The organism is Cryobacterium tagatosivorans (genome assembly GCF_004402215.1).
Classification (GTDB): domain Bacteria; phylum Actinomycetota; class Actinomycetes; order Actinomycetales; family Microbacteriaceae; genus Cryobacterium; species Cryobacterium tagatosivorans.
Genome location: NZ_SOEZ01000054.1, coordinates 1 through 14,140 on the forward strand (window position 1 = coordinate 1; position 14,140 = coordinate 14,140).

General features: G+C 70.8%; 16 protein-coding genes. 4 read left to right on the forward strand and 12 right to left on the reverse strand.

Annotation, left to right across the window (positions count from 1 at the left end):
• The 4 genes from E3O23_RS10450 to E3O23_RS10465 form a co-directional block, all read right to left on the reverse strand.
• Positions 1-302 (reverse strand): biotin/lipoyl-containing protein (locus E3O23_RS10450; RefSeq protein WP_338145305.1); only part of this gene is annotated, 302 nt, incomplete at its 3' end.
• Between the two features lie 29 nt (positions 303-331).
• On the reverse strand, positions 332-1,291 hold the full coding sequence (locus tag E3O23_RS10455) for an alpha-ketoacid dehydrogenase subunit beta (protein ID WP_241983445.1): 960 nt from the start codon (positions 1,289-1,291) through the stop codon (positions 332-334).
• Between the two features lie 68 nt (positions 1,292-1,359).
• On the reverse strand, positions 1,360-2,490 hold the full coding sequence (locus E3O23_RS10460) for a thiamine pyrophosphate-dependent dehydrogenase E1 component subunit alpha (RefSeq protein ID WP_241983430.1): 1,131 nt from the start codon (positions 2,488-2,490) through the stop codon (positions 1,360-1,362).
• A 4-nt stretch (positions 2,491-2,494) separates the two neighbouring features.
• Positions 2,495-3,601 (reverse strand): histidinol-phosphate transaminase, encoded by a 1,107-nt coding sequence (locus tag E3O23_RS10465; RefSeq protein ID WP_134490782.1) that lies wholly within the window; start codon positions 3,599-3,601, stop codon positions 2,495-2,497.
• A gap of 73 nt (positions 3,602-3,674) precedes the next feature.
• Here E3O23_RS10465 and E3O23_RS10470 point away from each other — a divergent pair, with 73 nt between their 5' ends.
• On the forward strand, positions 3,675-4,067 hold the full coding sequence (locus E3O23_RS10470; protein ID WP_134490784.1) for a phage holin family protein: 393 nt from the start codon (positions 3,675-3,677) through the stop codon (positions 4,065-4,067).
• Here E3O23_RS10470 and E3O23_RS18155 read toward each other — a convergent pair.
• The gene (locus tag E3O23_RS18155) at positions 4,051-5,631 is read right to left on the reverse strand and encodes a hypothetical protein (protein WP_166790488.1); all 1,581 of its coding nucleotides are present in this window, start codon (positions 5,629-5,631) and stop codon (positions 4,051-4,053) included. The genes E3O23_RS10470 and E3O23_RS18155 overlap by 17 nt on opposite strands.
• Positions 5,628-5,927, reverse strand: coding sequence for a hypothetical protein (locus E3O23_RS10480; RefSeq protein WP_134490786.1), 300 nt, complete (start codon positions 5,925-5,927; stop codon positions 5,628-5,630). Before E3O23_RS10480 ends, E3O23_RS18155 begins: the two co-directional genes overlap by 4 nt.
• Positions 5,928-6,053: 126 nt before the next feature.
• On the opposite strand from E3O23_RS10480, the gene E3O23_RS10485 reads away from it, so the two are divergent.
• Together E3O23_RS10485 and purB are read left to right on the forward strand one after the other, a co-directional pair.
• Positions 6,054-6,581: a low molecular weight protein-tyrosine-phosphatase gene (locus E3O23_RS10485; RefSeq protein ID WP_134490788.1), complete on the forward strand. Its 528-nt coding sequence runs from the start codon at positions 6,054-6,056 to the stop codon at positions 6,579-6,581.
• On the forward strand, positions 6,578-7,960 hold the full coding sequence (gene purB / locus E3O23_RS10490) for an adenylosuccinate lyase (protein WP_134490790.1): 1,383 nt from the start codon (positions 6,578-6,580) through the stop codon (positions 7,958-7,960). The genes E3O23_RS10485 and purB overlap by 4 nt, the downstream gene beginning before the upstream one ends.
• 139 nt (positions 7,961-8,099) lie before the next feature.
• Here the strand turns inward: purB and E3O23_RS10495 are convergent, their stop codons facing one another.
• The 5 genes from E3O23_RS10495 to E3O23_RS10515 form a co-directional block, all read right to left on the reverse strand.
• A complete protein-coding gene (locus E3O23_RS10495) occupies positions 8,100-8,354 on the reverse strand; it encodes a hypothetical protein (RefSeq protein ID WP_134490792.1) in 255 nt (84 codons plus the stop codon).
• Entirely contained in the window at positions 8,351-8,983 is a 633-nt protein-coding gene (locus E3O23_RS10500; RefSeq protein WP_241983431.1) for a DUF308 domain-containing protein, read from the reverse strand. The genes E3O23_RS10495 and E3O23_RS10500 overlap by 4 nt, the downstream gene beginning before the upstream one ends.
• A gap of 175 nt (positions 8,984-9,158) precedes the next feature.
• Positions 9,159-10,532 carry an NAD(P)(+) transhydrogenase (Re/Si-specific) subunit beta gene (locus E3O23_RS10505; protein WP_134490794.1) on the reverse strand — a complete coding sequence of 458 codons (1,374 nt, stop codon included), beginning with the start codon at positions 10,530-10,532 and terminating at the stop codon, positions 9,159-9,161.
• On the reverse strand, positions 10,529-10,837 hold the full coding sequence (locus tag E3O23_RS10510; RefSeq protein WP_134490796.1) for an NAD(P) transhydrogenase subunit alpha part 2: 309 nt from the start codon (positions 10,835-10,837) through the stop codon (positions 10,529-10,531). Before E3O23_RS10510 ends, E3O23_RS10505 begins: the two co-directional genes overlap by 4 nt.
• Positions 10,837-11,982 carry a Re/Si-specific NAD(P)(+) transhydrogenase subunit alpha gene (locus tag E3O23_RS10515; protein ID WP_134490798.1) on the reverse strand — a complete coding sequence of 382 codons (1,146 nt, stop codon included), beginning with the start codon at positions 11,980-11,982 and terminating at the stop codon, positions 10,837-10,839. Before E3O23_RS10515 ends, E3O23_RS10510 begins: the two co-directional genes overlap by 1 nt.
• Before the next feature lie 139 nt (positions 11,983-12,121).
• Here E3O23_RS10515 and E3O23_RS10520 point away from each other — a divergent pair, with 139 nt between their 5' ends.
• Entirely contained in the window at positions 12,122-12,799 is a 678-nt protein-coding gene (locus E3O23_RS10520) for a hypothetical protein (protein WP_134490800.1), read from the forward strand.
• On the opposite strand, the gene E3O23_RS10525 is transcribed toward E3O23_RS10520, so the two are convergent.
• Positions 12,762-14,135 carry a flavin monoamine oxidase family protein gene (locus E3O23_RS10525; RefSeq protein ID WP_134490802.1) on the reverse strand — a complete coding sequence of 458 codons (1,374 nt, stop codon included), beginning with the start codon at positions 14,133-14,135 and terminating at the stop codon, positions 12,762-12,764. The genes E3O23_RS10520 and E3O23_RS10525 overlap by 38 nt on opposite strands.
• Positions 14,136-14,140 lie beyond the last annotated feature (5 nt).

Sequence of the window (14,140 nt, forward strand, 5' to 3'; positions counted from 1 at the left end):
GGCACGGGCGCGGCGGCCGGCACGGGCGCGGCGGCCGGCACGGCGGCGGCGTCCGCGGCCTGGTCCGAGTGGATCGTGATGATCGCCGTCCCGACGTCCACCGTGCTCCCGGCCGGGACCAGGATCTCGCCGACGACGCCGACGAACGGGGACGGCAACTCGACGAGCGACTTGGCGGTCTCGATCTCGACGAGGACCTGGTTGATGGTCACCGTGTCGCCGGGAGCCACCTTCCACTCGACGATCTCGGCTTCGGTGAGCCCTTCGCCGACATCCGGGAGGGTGAACTTCGACACGGTCATGCTGTGCCTTCCTTGAGACGAATCATGGGTCAGTAGGCGAGGGCGCGGTCGATGGCCTCGAGGACGCGGTCGGGGCTCGGCAGGAAGTGGGTCTCCACGGCCGCCGGCGGGAACGGGGTGTCGAAGGACGAGACCCGCAGCACGGGGGCCTCGAGCGTGTAAAACGCCTTCTCGGCGACGGTCGCGGCGATTTCGGAGCCGACGCTGACGTTGCCGTGCGCCTCCTGGGCGACGACCAGGTGGCCGGTCTTCTCCACGGAGGCGAGGATCGGTCCGTAGTCGATCGGCGAGAGCGAGCGGAGGTCGACGACCTCGATGCTGATGCCCTCCGCCTGGGCGATGTCGGCGGCCTGGAGCAGCACGCTGACCATGGCGCCGTGGCCGACCACCGTGACATCCGTCCCGGTGCGCACGACGCGGCTGGCGTGCAGCGGGGCGCCGCTCTCACCGAAGTGCACCTCGCCCTTGGGCCAGTACCGGCTTTTCGGTTCGAAGAAGATCACCGGGTCGTCGGAGGCGATGGCCTCCTGCATCATCCAGTAGGCGTCGTGCGGGTTCGACGGGCTGACCACGCGGAGACCCGGCGTGTGCGCGAAGTACGCCTCCGGGCTTTCCTGGTGGTGCTCGATCGAGCCGATGTGGCCGCCGTAGGGGATGCGGATGACGACGGGCATGATCAGCCCGCCTTCGTGGCGGTTGCGCATGCGCGCCAGCTGGCTGGTGATCTGGTCGAAGCCGGGGAAGACGAAGCCGTCGAACTGGATCTCGCAGACCGGGCGGAAGCCGCGCATCGCCAGGCCGATCGCCGTGCCGATGATCCCGGATTCGGCCAGCGGGGTGTCCAGGACGCGCTTGTCACCGAACTCGGCGAAGAGTCCCTCGGTCACGCGGAAGACGCCGCCGAGCGGGCCGATGTCCTCGCCCATCAGCAGGACCTTCGGGTCGGCCAGCATGGCCTGCCGGAGCCCGGCGTTCAGGGCCTTCGTCATGGGCAGGTTCGCGGATGCCGCGGCGGCGCCGGCGCTCGCGGTCGAGCCCGGGGTCACGGCCTCGCCGTTCATGCCTGGCCACCTTCGAAGGATGCCTCGTAGCGTTCGAGCCAGGTCTTCTGCTCGGCGATCAGCGGGTGGGGCTCGGCGTACACGTTGTCGAAGATGACCGAGCGTTCCGGCGCGCGGATCTCCAGCGCCCGGCGGCGCACATCGGAGGCGTAGTCGGCGGCTTCCTCATCCACGGAGTCGAGGAATTCCTGCTCCACGCCGAGTCCCTGCAGGTAGGTGCGGAATCGCACGATCGGGTCGCGGGCGACCCAGTGGGCCAGTTCCTCCGGGTCCCGGTACTTCGTCGGGTCGTCGGCCGTGGTGTGGGCGCCGACGCGGTAGGTCAGCGCCTCGATCAGGGCCGGGCCGCGACCGGCGCGCGCGTCATCCATCGACTTCGCGGTCACCGCGTAGCTGGCGAGTACGTCGTTGCCGTCGACCTGGGTTCCCGGCATGCCGAAGCCGCCCGCCCGCAGGTAGAGCGGCGAGCGTGACTGGCGGGAGACCGGGACCGAAATCGCCCAGTGGTTGTTCTGCAGGAAGAAGACCTGCGGGGTCTGGTAGCTGGCGGCGAAGACGAGGGCCTCGTTGGCGTCGCCCTGCGAGGATGCGCCGTCGCCGTAGTAGACGATGACCGCCTGGTCGGTCTCCGGGTTGCCGGTGGCGGTCGAGCCGTCCAGCTGCATGCCCATCGCGTAGCCGGTGGCGTGCAGGGTCTGCGAGGCGAGCACCAGGGTGTAGAGGTGGAAGTTGCCGTGGTCTTCCGGGTTCCAGCCGCCGAGCGTGACGCCGCGCAGCATCCGGAGGATGTCGACGAGGTCGAGCCCCCGGATCATGCCGACGACATGCTCGCGGTACGACGGGAAGACGTGGTCCTGCGATCGTGTGGCGTAGGCGGAGCCGACCTGGGCCGCCTCCTGTCCGTGGCTGGGCACCCAGAGGGCGAGCTGGCCCTGGCGCTGCAGGTTGGCCGCCTCGGTGTCGAACTTCCGCACGACGACCATGTCGCGGTAGAACCGGCGGTAGTCGTCCTCGGTCAGTCGATCGAGGTAGGGCAGGAACTCGGCCGCGGCGTCGTTCGGCCGAAACACACCCTCCGTGGAGAGCAGCTGCACGGTCGGGAGTGCGTCATTGGGGGTGGCTGGCACGGTTCTAACCTAACCGGCGTGCCGGGTTGCCCGCCGGTAGATCTCCAACAATGTCAGCCGCGATCCGTAGGAGTTTCTCCACAGCCTCTCCCTCGCCGATCGACACCCGGATGCCGTCCGGCTGGAAGGCGCGCACGACGAGTCCGGCGGCGAAGAGCCGGTCGGCGACCTCGGTCGTCTGCTCGCCGGTGGGCAGCCAGAGGAAGTTGCCCTGGGGGTTCGGAATGTTCCAGCCCTGGCTGGTGAGCGCCTGCCAGGCCGCGTCGCGTCGCTCGGCGATGACCTCGACCCGGGCGAGCAGCTCGCGTTCGACGTCGAGGGAGGCGATCGCAGCGGCGCCGGCCGGCCCGGTCACGGACAGCGGGATCGCCGTGGAGCGGGCGGCGTCCAGGATCGGGACGGGGCCGAGGGCGTAGCCGACCCGGAGCCCGGCGAGCCCGTAGGCCTTGGAGAAGGTGCGCAGCACGACCAGGTTGGGGTACCGGGCGAGCAGCGGTGGGCCCTTGACCGCGTCCGGGGCGGTCACGAACTCGGCGTATGCCTCGTCGAGAATGACCAGGAGATCCTTCGGGACGACGGCCATGAACGCGTCGAATTCCTCGGCCGTGACGATCGTCCCGGTCGGGTTGTTCGGGCTGCAGACGATGACGACGCGGGTGCGGTCGTTGATGGCGGCGGCCATTTCGGGCAGGTCGTGCCCGTGGTTGGCGCGGTTCGGCACCTGCACGCTGGTCGCGCCGCTGACCGTGACCAGGCCGGGGTAGGCCTCGAACGAGCGCCAGGAGTACAGCACCTCATCGCCGGGTCCGGCCGCGGCGAGGATCAGCTGGGCCAGCAGGGCCACCGACCCGGAGCCCACGTGCACCTCGTCGGAGCTGACACCGAACCTGGCGGCGAGCCGTTCCCGGAGCGCGAGGGCGGAGGCATCCGGGTAGCGGTTGAACGCGGTGGCGGCGTTGACCGCCTCGATGACGCTGGGCAGCGGGTCGAACGGGTTCTCATTGCTCGAGAGCTTGAACGCCGCCGCGTCGGCCGGTTTGCCCTGGCGGTAGGCAGGCAGGGCAACGATCTCGGGACGCAGACGGACTGATGGCAGGTCAGAGGGGCTCACTCGGCGAGTCTACGCCGCGGCATATTCACCTGACCGCATGCGCGATGCCCCGGTCCGGTGCCATAGTGGAGCCATGGGCAGATTCCTGATCAAGCTGATCGTCAACGCCGTCGCGCTGTGGCTGACAACCCTGGTCGTCACCGGCGTGCACGTGGTGCCGTACGCGGACGACTCGACGGCCGTCTTCGTCACCTTCCTGCTCGTCGCCCTGATCTTCGGCCTGGTCAACACGTTCATCGGCACGGTCGTGCACATCATCGCGCTGCCGCTGTACATCCTCACCCTCGGCCTGCTCGCGCTCGTCGTGAACGGCCTGCTCCTGATGCTCGCCGCCTGGATCTCCAGCCTGATGGGCTTCGGCCTCGTCGTCGACGACCTCTGGTCCGGCGTGCTGGGCGCGCTCGTGCTGGGCATCATCAGCTGGCTGCTCGGGCTGCTCACGCGTCCGCTCACTTCGAGGCGATAGCGCCCGATCGGGAGCCCCGCCAGCGCGTGGCAACGCCCGGTGCCGTGCCCACGGTCGCCGCGAGGAGCGAGCGGAGATCGACCAGCGCCGGAGCCGGCGAGGCGTCCACCAGGCGGGCCGTCTCCCGGTAGTTGACCAGCCCGTGAGCCGGAAGCGGCGAGGCCGGCACCGCCGCGTCGGCGTACAGCTCCCGGCGCACGGTGAGGCGCGCGGGCGCATCGCCGGCGGATCCGCCGAACGCGGGCACAAGGTCCTCGGCGTGCTCGACCGCGACCGTGGGCAGCCCGGGCGGCACCGGAACCTGGGCGACCGGCGCGCCGAAGGTGGCCACCGCGACGGTGTGGAACTCCCCGGCCGCGGCCAGCTGCGCCGCGACGAGGCCACCCTGGGAATGGCCGACCGGGATCACCGCGTCGGTGGGGCGGATGCCGGCCTCGCGCATCGCCTGGACGACGGCCCGGTACGAGCCGGCACCCTGCTCGGCGACGGCGGTGATGTTGGAGGTCATGTCCCACGGTTCGCCGGCCGAGACCGGGCTCCACTCGGCGGTGCCCCCGATATAGACCAGCCAGGCGGCGTCTTCGGCGCCGCCGTAGCGCTCGATGCGCACCTGCGGGCCGCCCCGGGAGACCGCGGGGATCCGGGCGGCGAGGTCCGCGAACCCGGCCGGCGGTGCGGCCGGCCGCGGCCGGCCGACACGGGCCACCGTGACCGGCGTCTCCCGGAGCATCCCGATCGAGCGCGCCACGGCGAGCGTGCCGGCGGCCGAGGTCGTCACCCCGAGCAGCGCGGCCCCCTCGTCGCCGAGCGCGGCGGACACCGGGAAGGGCAGGCCGAGGGCGCCGGCCGCGGCGTCATCGACCGAGGACACCAGCAGCCGCACCAGCGCCACCACGGCCGGGTTCGTGAGTAAGCGGGGGTCCGGACGGAGGGCGCCGCGTTCGTCGCGGCGTTCGTCGCCGTGTTCGCCGCCGTGTTCGCCGTCGTGTTCGTCGCCGTGTTCGTCGCCGTGTTCGTCGCCGTGTTCGCCGCCGCGTTCGCCGCCGCGTTCGCCGCCGCGTTCGTCGCCGCGTTCGTCGTCGTGCCGGCCGTCGTGCGGCAGCAGGCCGGCAAGCAGCCAGGCCACCGTGCCGGCCGTGGCGGCCGGGATCGCGGCGGCGAGGATCAACGGAGCCAGGCGTCCCAGGGTGTGCCCCACCCAGGCTCCCGCGAAGCGGGCGAGCATCTCTGCGGTCCGCTCTGCCTGCCCGTACGCCTCCGCGGCCGCCACGAGCGATTCGGCCAGTTCCCCGCTCCGGGTTTCGATCGCGTCGATGCTCTGCCGGGCCGCGAAGACCATCAGGCCGGGCTCGCCGGCCGACCACATCGGCGCCGGCTTGTCCTCCAGCGTGCGGATGCGTTCGAGTCGCGCCCGCCAGTCCGTCGCGTCGGCGTGCAGGAGCGCCAGCCGCGCCGCCTGCGCGAGCAGCGCGTCGGTGGCGACCATCGTGGTGCCGCCGCCGGAGAGCACGAGCGCGCCCGGGTCGTCGCGTCCGTTTCTTCCGCTGCCGGCCGGCCCGGTCATCCGGCCGTGAGCCTCGAGATAGCGGTGTGCACGGCGTCGAGGGCGTCGTCGAGCTGCCGGCCGGCCCGGCAGAGGTCGCCGGCCAGGTCGCCGAGGCGTGCGGCGTAGTCCCGGTGCGCCGCCGACTGCCACGAGTCGCCGAGGTCGGCCGCCGCCACCGCGGCCGAGGCCAGGCCGACCTCGTCCCGGAGGCCGTGCAGCAGCATCCGTTGCTCGCGCAGGGCCGAAAGGCGCTCGGCGCGCCGTTCGGCGTCCGTCGGGTCGCCGAACAGGCCAGCGGGCGGCAGTCCCTGCACGGCACCTCCTCGATCGATTCGAGGGTGCCAGCGCCTGCGGCGCCTCGCCCGGACGCGCCGATGTTCGTTCACTGTTCAGGAAATGGGCGGGTGTGCAGGACGGGAAACGGGGGCCACAATGGGGGGATGAGTTTCGCCGCCCTCAACCCCGATGAGGCGACACCCTTCCGCATAATTTTCGTGTGCACCGGCAACATCTGCCGCTCCCCGATGGCGGAGGTGATGTTGCGCGACCTGATCACGCGCTCCGGGTTGAGCCGGCTGATCACCACGAGCTCCGCGGGCACCGGCGACTGGCATGTGGGCGAGCAGGCCGACGGCCGCACGATCACCGCCCTGGCCAAGCGCGGCTACGACGGCAGCCACCACCGCGCGCGCCAGTTCGACCCGGCCTGGTTCACCGACCTGGACCTCGTCGTCGTCCTCGACCGGTCGCAGGAGCGCATCCTGCGCAACTGGGCCGGCACCGATCATGACCGCAGCAAGGTCCGCCTGCTGCTCAGTTTCGACCCCGACCAGGCGGTCCTGCAGGACGTTCCCGACCCGTATTACTCCGACGATGCTTTGTTTGACTCGGTTTTAGGCATGATTGATAGTGCGAACCAGGCGCTCTTCAAGCAGCTCGCACCCGCAATCAGACAGGGAGTCCGATGAGTCCACTACCCCCCCAGGTCCTCAGCCCGCTCGACGGCCGCTACCGTGCCGCCGTCACCGAACTGGGCGAGTACCTGTCAGAGGCGGGACTCAACCGCGCACGCGTGCAGGTCGAGGTCGAATGGCTGATCACGCTGACGGACCACAAACTGTTTGGTTCCGCCCCGCTTGACGCGGAGCAGAAGGCCGCCCTGCGCCGGATCGTCACCTCCTTCGGCCAGGCCGAAATCGACGAGCTCGCCGTGCTCGAGGCCACCACCCGGCATGATGTCAAGGCCGTCGAGTACCTCGTGCGCCGCCGCCTGGCGTCCCTCGGCCTCGAGCAGATCAGCGAACTGACCCACTTCGCGGCCACCAGCGAGGACATCAACAACCTCGCCTACGCGCTGACCGTGCGGGAGGCCGTGCGCGACGTCTGGCTGCCCAAGCTTCGTGCCGTGATCGGTGCCCTGCGCGGCCGGGCCGAGGAGTACCGGGCCGACGCCATGCTCGCCCGCACCCACGGCCAGCCGGCGACACCGACGACCATGGGCAAGGAAATCGCCGTCTTCGTTTACCGCCTGGAGCGGATCGCCGGCCAGGTCGAAGCCAACGACTACCTCGGCAAGTTCAGCGGCGCCACCGGCACGTTCGCCGCCCACGTCGCGGCAGAGCCGTCCGTCGACTGGCCGGCCATCTCGCGTGAGTTCGTCGAGGGCCTCGGCCTCACCTGGAACCCGCTGACAACGCAGATCGAGTCCCACGATTGGCAGGCCGAGCTCTACGCGAAGGTCTCGCACGCCAACCGGGTGCTGCACAACCTGGCCACCGACATCTGGAGCTACATCTCGATCGGCTACTTCCGCCAGATCCCCCAGGCCGGGGCGACCGGTTCGTCGACCATGCCGCACAAGATCAACCCGATCCGGTTCGAGAACGCCGAGGCCAACCTGGAGCTCTCGAGCGCCATCCTCGACTCGCTCTCGGCCACCCTCGTCACCTCACGCCTGCAGCGCGACCTGACCGACTCGACCACGCAGCGCAACATCGGCGTGGGGTTCGGCCACTCCCTGCTCGCGCTCGACAACATCGTGCGGGGCCTCGGCGAGATCGACATCGACCGGGTGCTGCTCGCGGCCGACCTCGATGCGAACTGGGAGATCCTCGGCGAGGCGATCCAGACCGTCATCCGCGCCGAGGTCACGGCCGGGCGCTCCACGATCGAGGACCCCTACGCGCTGCTCAAGGAGCTGACCCGCGGCAAGCGCATCGGGCAGGCCGACCTGGCCGCATTCGTCTCGGCCCTCGAGATCGGCGACGCCGCCAGGCAGCGCCTGCTGGCCCTCACCCCGGCCGGCTACGTCGGCCTGGCCGACCCGCTCATCGACCACCTGCGCTAACCCCGCGCCCGGATCGCCCCCGCCCCTCTTCGCCGAACCGTGAGTTTGGCACCTTCCCACGCCGGGTTAAGGTGCCAAACTCACGGTTCGGCGAATGTGGCGTGGCCGAAATGGGGCGCGCGGGTGACGAGGCGCGCGGTCAGGCGCCGTGGTTTTGTTCGTCGAGGTCGGACTTCTCGGCGTCGTTCGGCTTCATGTTCAGCGTGAACATGGCGACCGCGATGAGCACGACGATGAACGTGATGCCCAGGGAGATCACGGACAGCACGACCTGGCGCGTGGCCATGAGCACGACGAGTCCGACGACCAGGGCCAGCACGCCGGAGAATCCGACGAGTTCGGCCGGCCTCAGCCTCTCGGATCGGCTGGGCTGGTGCGGGGTGTTCTGGGTCACGAGGGGTCCGAATCATTGGTGGCGGATGCCGGGGCGGATGCCGGGGCCGGCTCGTCGCTCGGCGCCCACTTCAGGGAGAGGCCGGCAATGACGAGGTACACGCCCAGGATGACGAGGTAGGCGCCGAAGAGCCCGACGGCGACGACGGCATTGGGCGGCAGGAGCAGGAAGGCGAGGGCGAGGGCGGCGGTCAGGCCGCCGACGAGCATCCAGTCCCGGGCGGATGCCGACCGCCCGCGCACGCGGACGCCGCTGTACAGCTCGGTGAAGCCGGTCACGGCGGCCCAGACGCTGACGAGGTAGAGGAAGAAGCCGAGCCCTCCGCCGTTCAGGGCGAGGGCGAGCGCCCCGGCGAGGACGCCGACGGCGCCCTGCACGGCGAACAGCGTGCGTTCCCTCGGGTCGGCCAGCGTGCGCCGGCCCAGGCCGACGAGGAGCAGGCCGCTCAGCAGGGCGAACGCGCCGAAGACCAGGAGTCCGAATCGGGCGGCGTGATCGGGCGTGAAGGTGATGACGGCGGCCGGGACCAGGGCCAGGACCGCACGCAGGACGGGAACCGTCCAGTACCGTGCGCCGGGCCGGTCACCCAGCCGCGCACCCACGGTGGCAGCTGCCTGGGCTTTCGCCACGCGAACCTCTTTCGTTACGGAATCTCGTACCAGCCCAGTCTACGCGCGGGCGGTGCGAGCCCCGGAGCGAGGGGCGCGGGAGGAGGGCGCAGAGTGCGTTGCGGTGGAGGGCCGCGCGTCAGGGCCCTCACGTGCCACGGTCGCGCGCCAGAGCCCGCGCGCCCACGGCCGCGCGTCAGAGTGCGTTGACGGCCCCCAGCACCTTGGTCAGTGAGTCCTTCGCGTCGCCGAAGAGCAGCGAGGTCTTCGGGTCGTAGAGCAGCTCGTTCTCGATCCCGGCGAAGCCGGGGCGCATGGAGCGCTTCAGGAAGATCACCTGGCGCGCCTGCCCGACCTCGAGGATCGGCATCCCGTAGATGGGCGAGCCGGGTGACGACTTGGCCGCCGGGTTGACGACGTCGTTGGCACCGACGACGAGGGCGACATCCGCGTGCTTGAATTCCGGGTTGACCTCCGCCATCTCCTTGAGCGACTCGTAGGGCACGTTGGCCTCCGCGAGCAGCACGTTCATGTGGCCCGGCATCCGACCGGCCACCGGGTGGATGGCGAAGTCGACCTCGACGCCGCGGGCGGCGAGGGTTGTGGCGAGTTCGGCGATGGTGTGCTGGCCCTGGGCGACGGCGAGGCCGTACCCGGGCACGATCACGACGCGCTGGGCGTAGGCGAGGAGCACGGCGACGTCCTCCGGCCCCGACGAGCGGACCGGCCGGTCGCTCTGCGCGGTCGACCCGGCGGTCGATCCGCCGCGGAACGCACCGAACATGATCCCGCTCACTCCGCGGCCCATCGCGGACGCCATCGCGCGGGTCAGGATGGTACCGCTCGCGCCGACGAGGGTGCCGGCGACCACGAGGAGCAGGTTGCCCAGCACGATTCCGGATGCCGCGACCGCGAGCCCCGTGAACGCGTTCAGCAGCGAGATGACGATGGGGACGTCGGCCCCGCCGACCGGCAGCACGAGCAGGAGCCCGGCGGCGAGGCCGAGCAGCAGCAGGGCGATGGCCCAGCCGGCCGAGCCGGTGGCGACGACAAACCCGCCGGCCACGATCGAGGCCAGGAGCACCGCCGTCATCACCCAGCGCATGCCCGGGAAGATGACCGGGCGCGTGGTGATCAGTTCCTGCAGCTTGGCCACCGTCACGGCCGAACCGGAGAACGAGACCGCGCCGATGAGCATCGTGAAGACCACGGCCACCCGCACCCATGCGTCCAGGCTGTGGCCGAGTTCCAGCACGGCGACGAGCGCCGCGGCACCGCCGCCGACCCCGTTGAACAGCGCCACCAGTTGCGGCATCTGCGTCATCTGCACGCGCCGCGCGATCGGCGCCGCGATGGCCGAGCCGACCGCGATCGCCACGAGGATGAGCGGGATGTTCTCGAGCCGCGACGACAGGAACACCGTCACGACCGCCAGCAGTGCACCGGCCGCTCCGATCAGGTTGCCGCGGCGGGCGGTGCGCGGGGAGTTGAGTCCCTTGAGCGCGAGGATGAAGCAGACGGCCGCGATCAGGTAGAGGATCGCGGTCCACTCGGGAGCGAGCAGGCTCATTTGGTGCCTTCCCCGGCGTCGGTCGCGGGCTTTCGGCCGCGGAACATTCCCAGCATCCGGTCGGTCACGACGAAGCCACCCACGAGGTTCGCGGTTGCGAGGACGACGGCGATCAGCGCGACCACGAGCAGGCCGGTCTCGGTCGTCTGTCCGGCGACGATGATGGCGCCGATCAGGATGATGCCGTGGATCGCGTTGGCGCCCGACATCAGCGGGGTGTGCAGCGTGCTCGACACCTTCGAGACGACCTCGAAGCCGACGAAGACGGCCAGCACGACCACGGTCAGGAGGGTGATCGGGTCCATCAGTTTGCTCCTTCGAGGGCGGCGGCGGTCGGTGCGTGCGTGACCTTCCCGTCGTGGGTCAGGCAGGCCCCGGCGAGGACCTCATCAGCGAAATCAGGGGCGACGATGCCGTCGGCGGTCATCAGGGCAAGCAGGTTGGCGACGTTCTTCGCGTAGAGCCGCGACGCGTCGGCGGGCATGGCGGATGCCGCGTCCTTCATTCCGACGAGGGTCACCACCCCGTCACCGGCCGTCGTGGGCACCGGGACATCCCGGCCGGCGACGACACCCTCGACGTTTCCGCCGGATTCCGCGGCCAGGTCCACGACGATGGATCCGGCCCGCATGCCCGCGACCATGTCGCTCGTGACGAGCAGCGGCGCCGGTCGCCCGGGGATGGCAGCGGTCGTGATCAGCACATCCGCGGCGGCGACGTGCGGCGCCAGCAGCTCGCGCTGCCGGACGGCGCGGTCTTCGCTGAGTTCGCGGGCGTAGCCGCCGGTCCCCTCCACGGCGTCGAGGTCCAGGTGGACGAACGTCCCGCCCATCGAGGTCACCTCGTCGGCGGATGCCGGACGGACGTCGTACGCGGAGACGCGGGCGCCGAGACGCTTCGCGGTGCCGATGGCCTGCAGTCCGGCCACCCCGGCGCCGAGCACGAGCACGCGCGCCGGCGGGATCGTGCCGGCGGCGGTCATGTAGAGCGGGAAGAAACGAGGGAACCGGATGGCCGCCTCGAGGACGATCCGGTAGCCGGCCACGAGCGCCTGGGAGGTGAGGGCGTCCATCGACTGGGCCCGGGAGATCCGGGGCACGAGCTCGAGCGCGAAGGCCGTCACGCCGGCCGCGGCGAGGGCGGAAACCGTCTCCAGCTCGGCCGCCGGCGAGGCGAGGCCGATCGTGATCGTGCCGGATCGGAGCGAGGAGGCCTGTGCGGGTGTGAGCGGGCGCACATGGCAGAGGACGTCGAGTTCGCCGACGGCCAGGTGCGGCACGACACTGGCGCCGGCATCCGCGTAGGCGCCGTCGGAGTAGCCCGATTCCGTCCCGGCTCCGGCCTCGACCAGCACCTCGACTCCCAACGCGACCAGCTGGCCCGCCGTCTCCGGCGTTGCCGCGACCCGGCGCTCGCCCTCGCGCAGCTCTCGCCCTATGCCTACCTTCACGCACGACTCCTTATTCCTGGCGCTACGCCGCGGGGAGCCGGGACCCTGGACGGATCCGAACGCGTGCGCCGCAGTGCTGCACTGATTTTCTCAACCTAGCTTTAGGACGGCCGAAACATCTAATTGATCATTGCGACAAATGTCAGGGGCGGTGGGCAGGCGCGCCCTGAACCCGCCGGCGAGCGCGTTCGCGGCACAGGCATCCCCGGATGTCATCACGGCGTTTTCGTCGGACCCGGACGAATACCTCGCCTTCTGCGGCACGCAGGGGCTCGGCCGGCTCGTTCTCGACCCCGCCCGGCGCGCGTTCGCGCTCGGCGCCCTCGAGGCCGCGGCCCCCGATTCGCGCTGGCGTATCCGCGAAGCCGTGGCCCGGGCGTTCCAGTCGGTCGGAGATGCGGACCCCGGCCTGCTGGACACGATCATCGAGGCCTGGTCGCGCTCGAGCGATCCGCTGGTGCTGCGTGCGGCGATCGCGGCCGTCTGTGAGCCGTGGCTGCTGGGCTCACCGGAGGCGCAGGAGCTCGCCCTCCGGGCCTGCGAGCGCGCGACCGAGTGGGTGCTCGGGGACGAGCGGACGCCGTCGTCGGCCGCTCACAAGACGCTGCGGCAGGCGCTGGGTTACTGCTGGAGCGTCGCCATCGGGGCGAACCCGGCTCGGGGAATCGGCCCGTTCACGGCGCTGGCGGCGAACCCGTCGCCGGACGCCCAGTGGATCGTGCGGACGAACCTGACGAAGGCCCGGCTGCAGCGCGCGCTGGCGGAGCACAACCTGTCGGTCACCCCGCTGGGGCGGCCGGGCGTTCGGCGGCGATGATCGCCGCCGCCGTTTCGCGCCCCACCCGGATGGCGCCGTCGACGTGCTGGTAGCCCTTGCCCGCGATGTCGCTGCAGGAGAAGGAGATCGGGCCGACGGGGCTGCGCAGCTCCGCGCCGTAGCGGGCCAGACCGCCCATGTCGAAGCTGGCCGCGTAGGCGCCGCGCGTCCATTCCTCTGAGCCCCAGTCGCTTTCGTAGTAGACGACGGGCTCGAGCGCCCGCGGCCCGTAGTAGCGCGCGAGCGAGGTGAGGATCCGGAGCCGGCGCTCCTCCGCCGAGAGGGCGAAGACCGCGTCGGCCTCCTCGTCGGCGACGAAGCCGACGAGGGTGCCGCGCTCGTCGTCGAAGTTGGTGTTGTCGTAGGCCTCGTGCACCAGCTCGTACGGGCTGAAGGCGGTGCCGGAGAGTCCATCCGCGCGCCAGAACGGCGTCTCGTAGACGGCGTGGACCTTGATCACGAAACCCATCGACAGGTGTTGGTGCAGCTGCTGCTGGCGACGAGGCAGCGCCGGTTCGAAAGAGATCCGGCTGATCAGGACGGGTGGGACGGCGAGGATGGCCCGGCGGGCGTGCACCTGGAGTTCGTCGGTGACGGCGCCGACGCCGGCGTCGTTCCAGCGAAGGGTGCGCACCGGCCGGCCGAGGTGCACGTCGTCGCCGAGGCGTTCGGCGAGGAGCAGGGGGACCTGTTGCAGGCCGCCGACCACCCTCTCGTCGAGGATGTAGTCCGCGTCGACGAGGTTGCTGAAGGAGCCGGCGCTGGCGGCCATGAGCAGGGCCTGCAGCGCGGAGAAGGCGTGCGCCGGCTTGGTCAGCATGGCCCCGGCGATGAACATGCTGATGTTGTCGTGCGCCTCGCGGTCATCCGTCTGCGTCTCGAGCCAGCGGCTGAAGGAGATCTCGTCGAGTTCGGCCGCGCGCGGGTGCGCCCAGGGGCGGTCGGGGTCGATCTCGGCGACGAGGGCATCCAGCTTGTCGATCAGGCTGACCAGTTCGTGCTCCGTGGTCGCCGATACCGGGAAAATCTCGCCCTGGAAGCGGCTGACCTCGCCGGCGGCCTTGATGTAGACGTTGTCGCCGGTGCGGTGGCGCGGGTAGGTTTCCAGGCCGAGCTCGGCCAGGGTGCTCTTCAGCGCATCCTGGTCGGGGGAGACCCACTGGCCGCCGATCTCGAGCATCGCGCCCTCGATGATGTCGGTCCAGAGCCGGCCGCCGACCCGGTTCCTGGCCTCGAGCACGGCAACGCTGAGGCCCGCCTTGCGGAGCTCGGTCGCCGCCGTGAGGCCGGATGCCCCGGCGCCGATGATGACGACATCACGCTCGATCGTGGCCATGGTTC

Bases quoted from the DNA above. Each gene is read 5' to 3' on its own strand.
- E3O23_RS10510 (WP_134490796.1), bottom strand. From the start codon at position 10,837: ATGGACCCGATCACCCTCCTGACCGTGGTCGTGCTGGCCGTCTTCGTC.
- E3O23_RS10520 (WP_134490800.1), top strand. From the start codon at position 12,122: ATGTCAGGGGCGGTGGGCAGGCGCGCCCTGAACCCGCCGGCGAGCGCG.
- E3O23_RS10470 (WP_134490784.1), top strand. From the start codon at position 3,675: ATGGGCAGATTCCTGATCAAGCTGATCGTCAACGCCGTCGCGCTGTGG.
- E3O23_RS10505 (WP_134490794.1), bottom strand. From the start codon at position 10,532: ATGAGCCTGCTCGCTCCCGAGTGGACCGCGATCCTCTACCTGATCGCG.
- E3O23_RS10525 (WP_134490802.1), bottom strand. From the start codon at position 14,135: ATGGCCACGATCGAGCGTGATGTCGTCATCATCGGCGCCGGGGCATCC.
- purB (WP_134490790.1), top strand. From the start codon at position 6,578: ATGAGTCCACTACCCCCCCAGGTCCTCAGCCCGCTCGACGGCCGCTAC.
- E3O23_RS10455 (WP_241983445.1), bottom strand. From the start codon at position 1,291: ATGACGAAGGCCCTGAACGCCGGGCTCCGGCAGGCCATGCTGGCCGAC.
- E3O23_RS10485 (WP_134490788.1), top strand. From the start codon at position 6,054: ATGAGTTTCGCCGCCCTCAACCCCGATGAGGCGACACCCTTCCGCATA.
- E3O23_RS18155 (WP_166790488.1), bottom strand. From the start codon at position 5,631: ATGACCGGGCCGGCCGGCAGCGGAAGAAACGGACGCGACGACCCGGGC.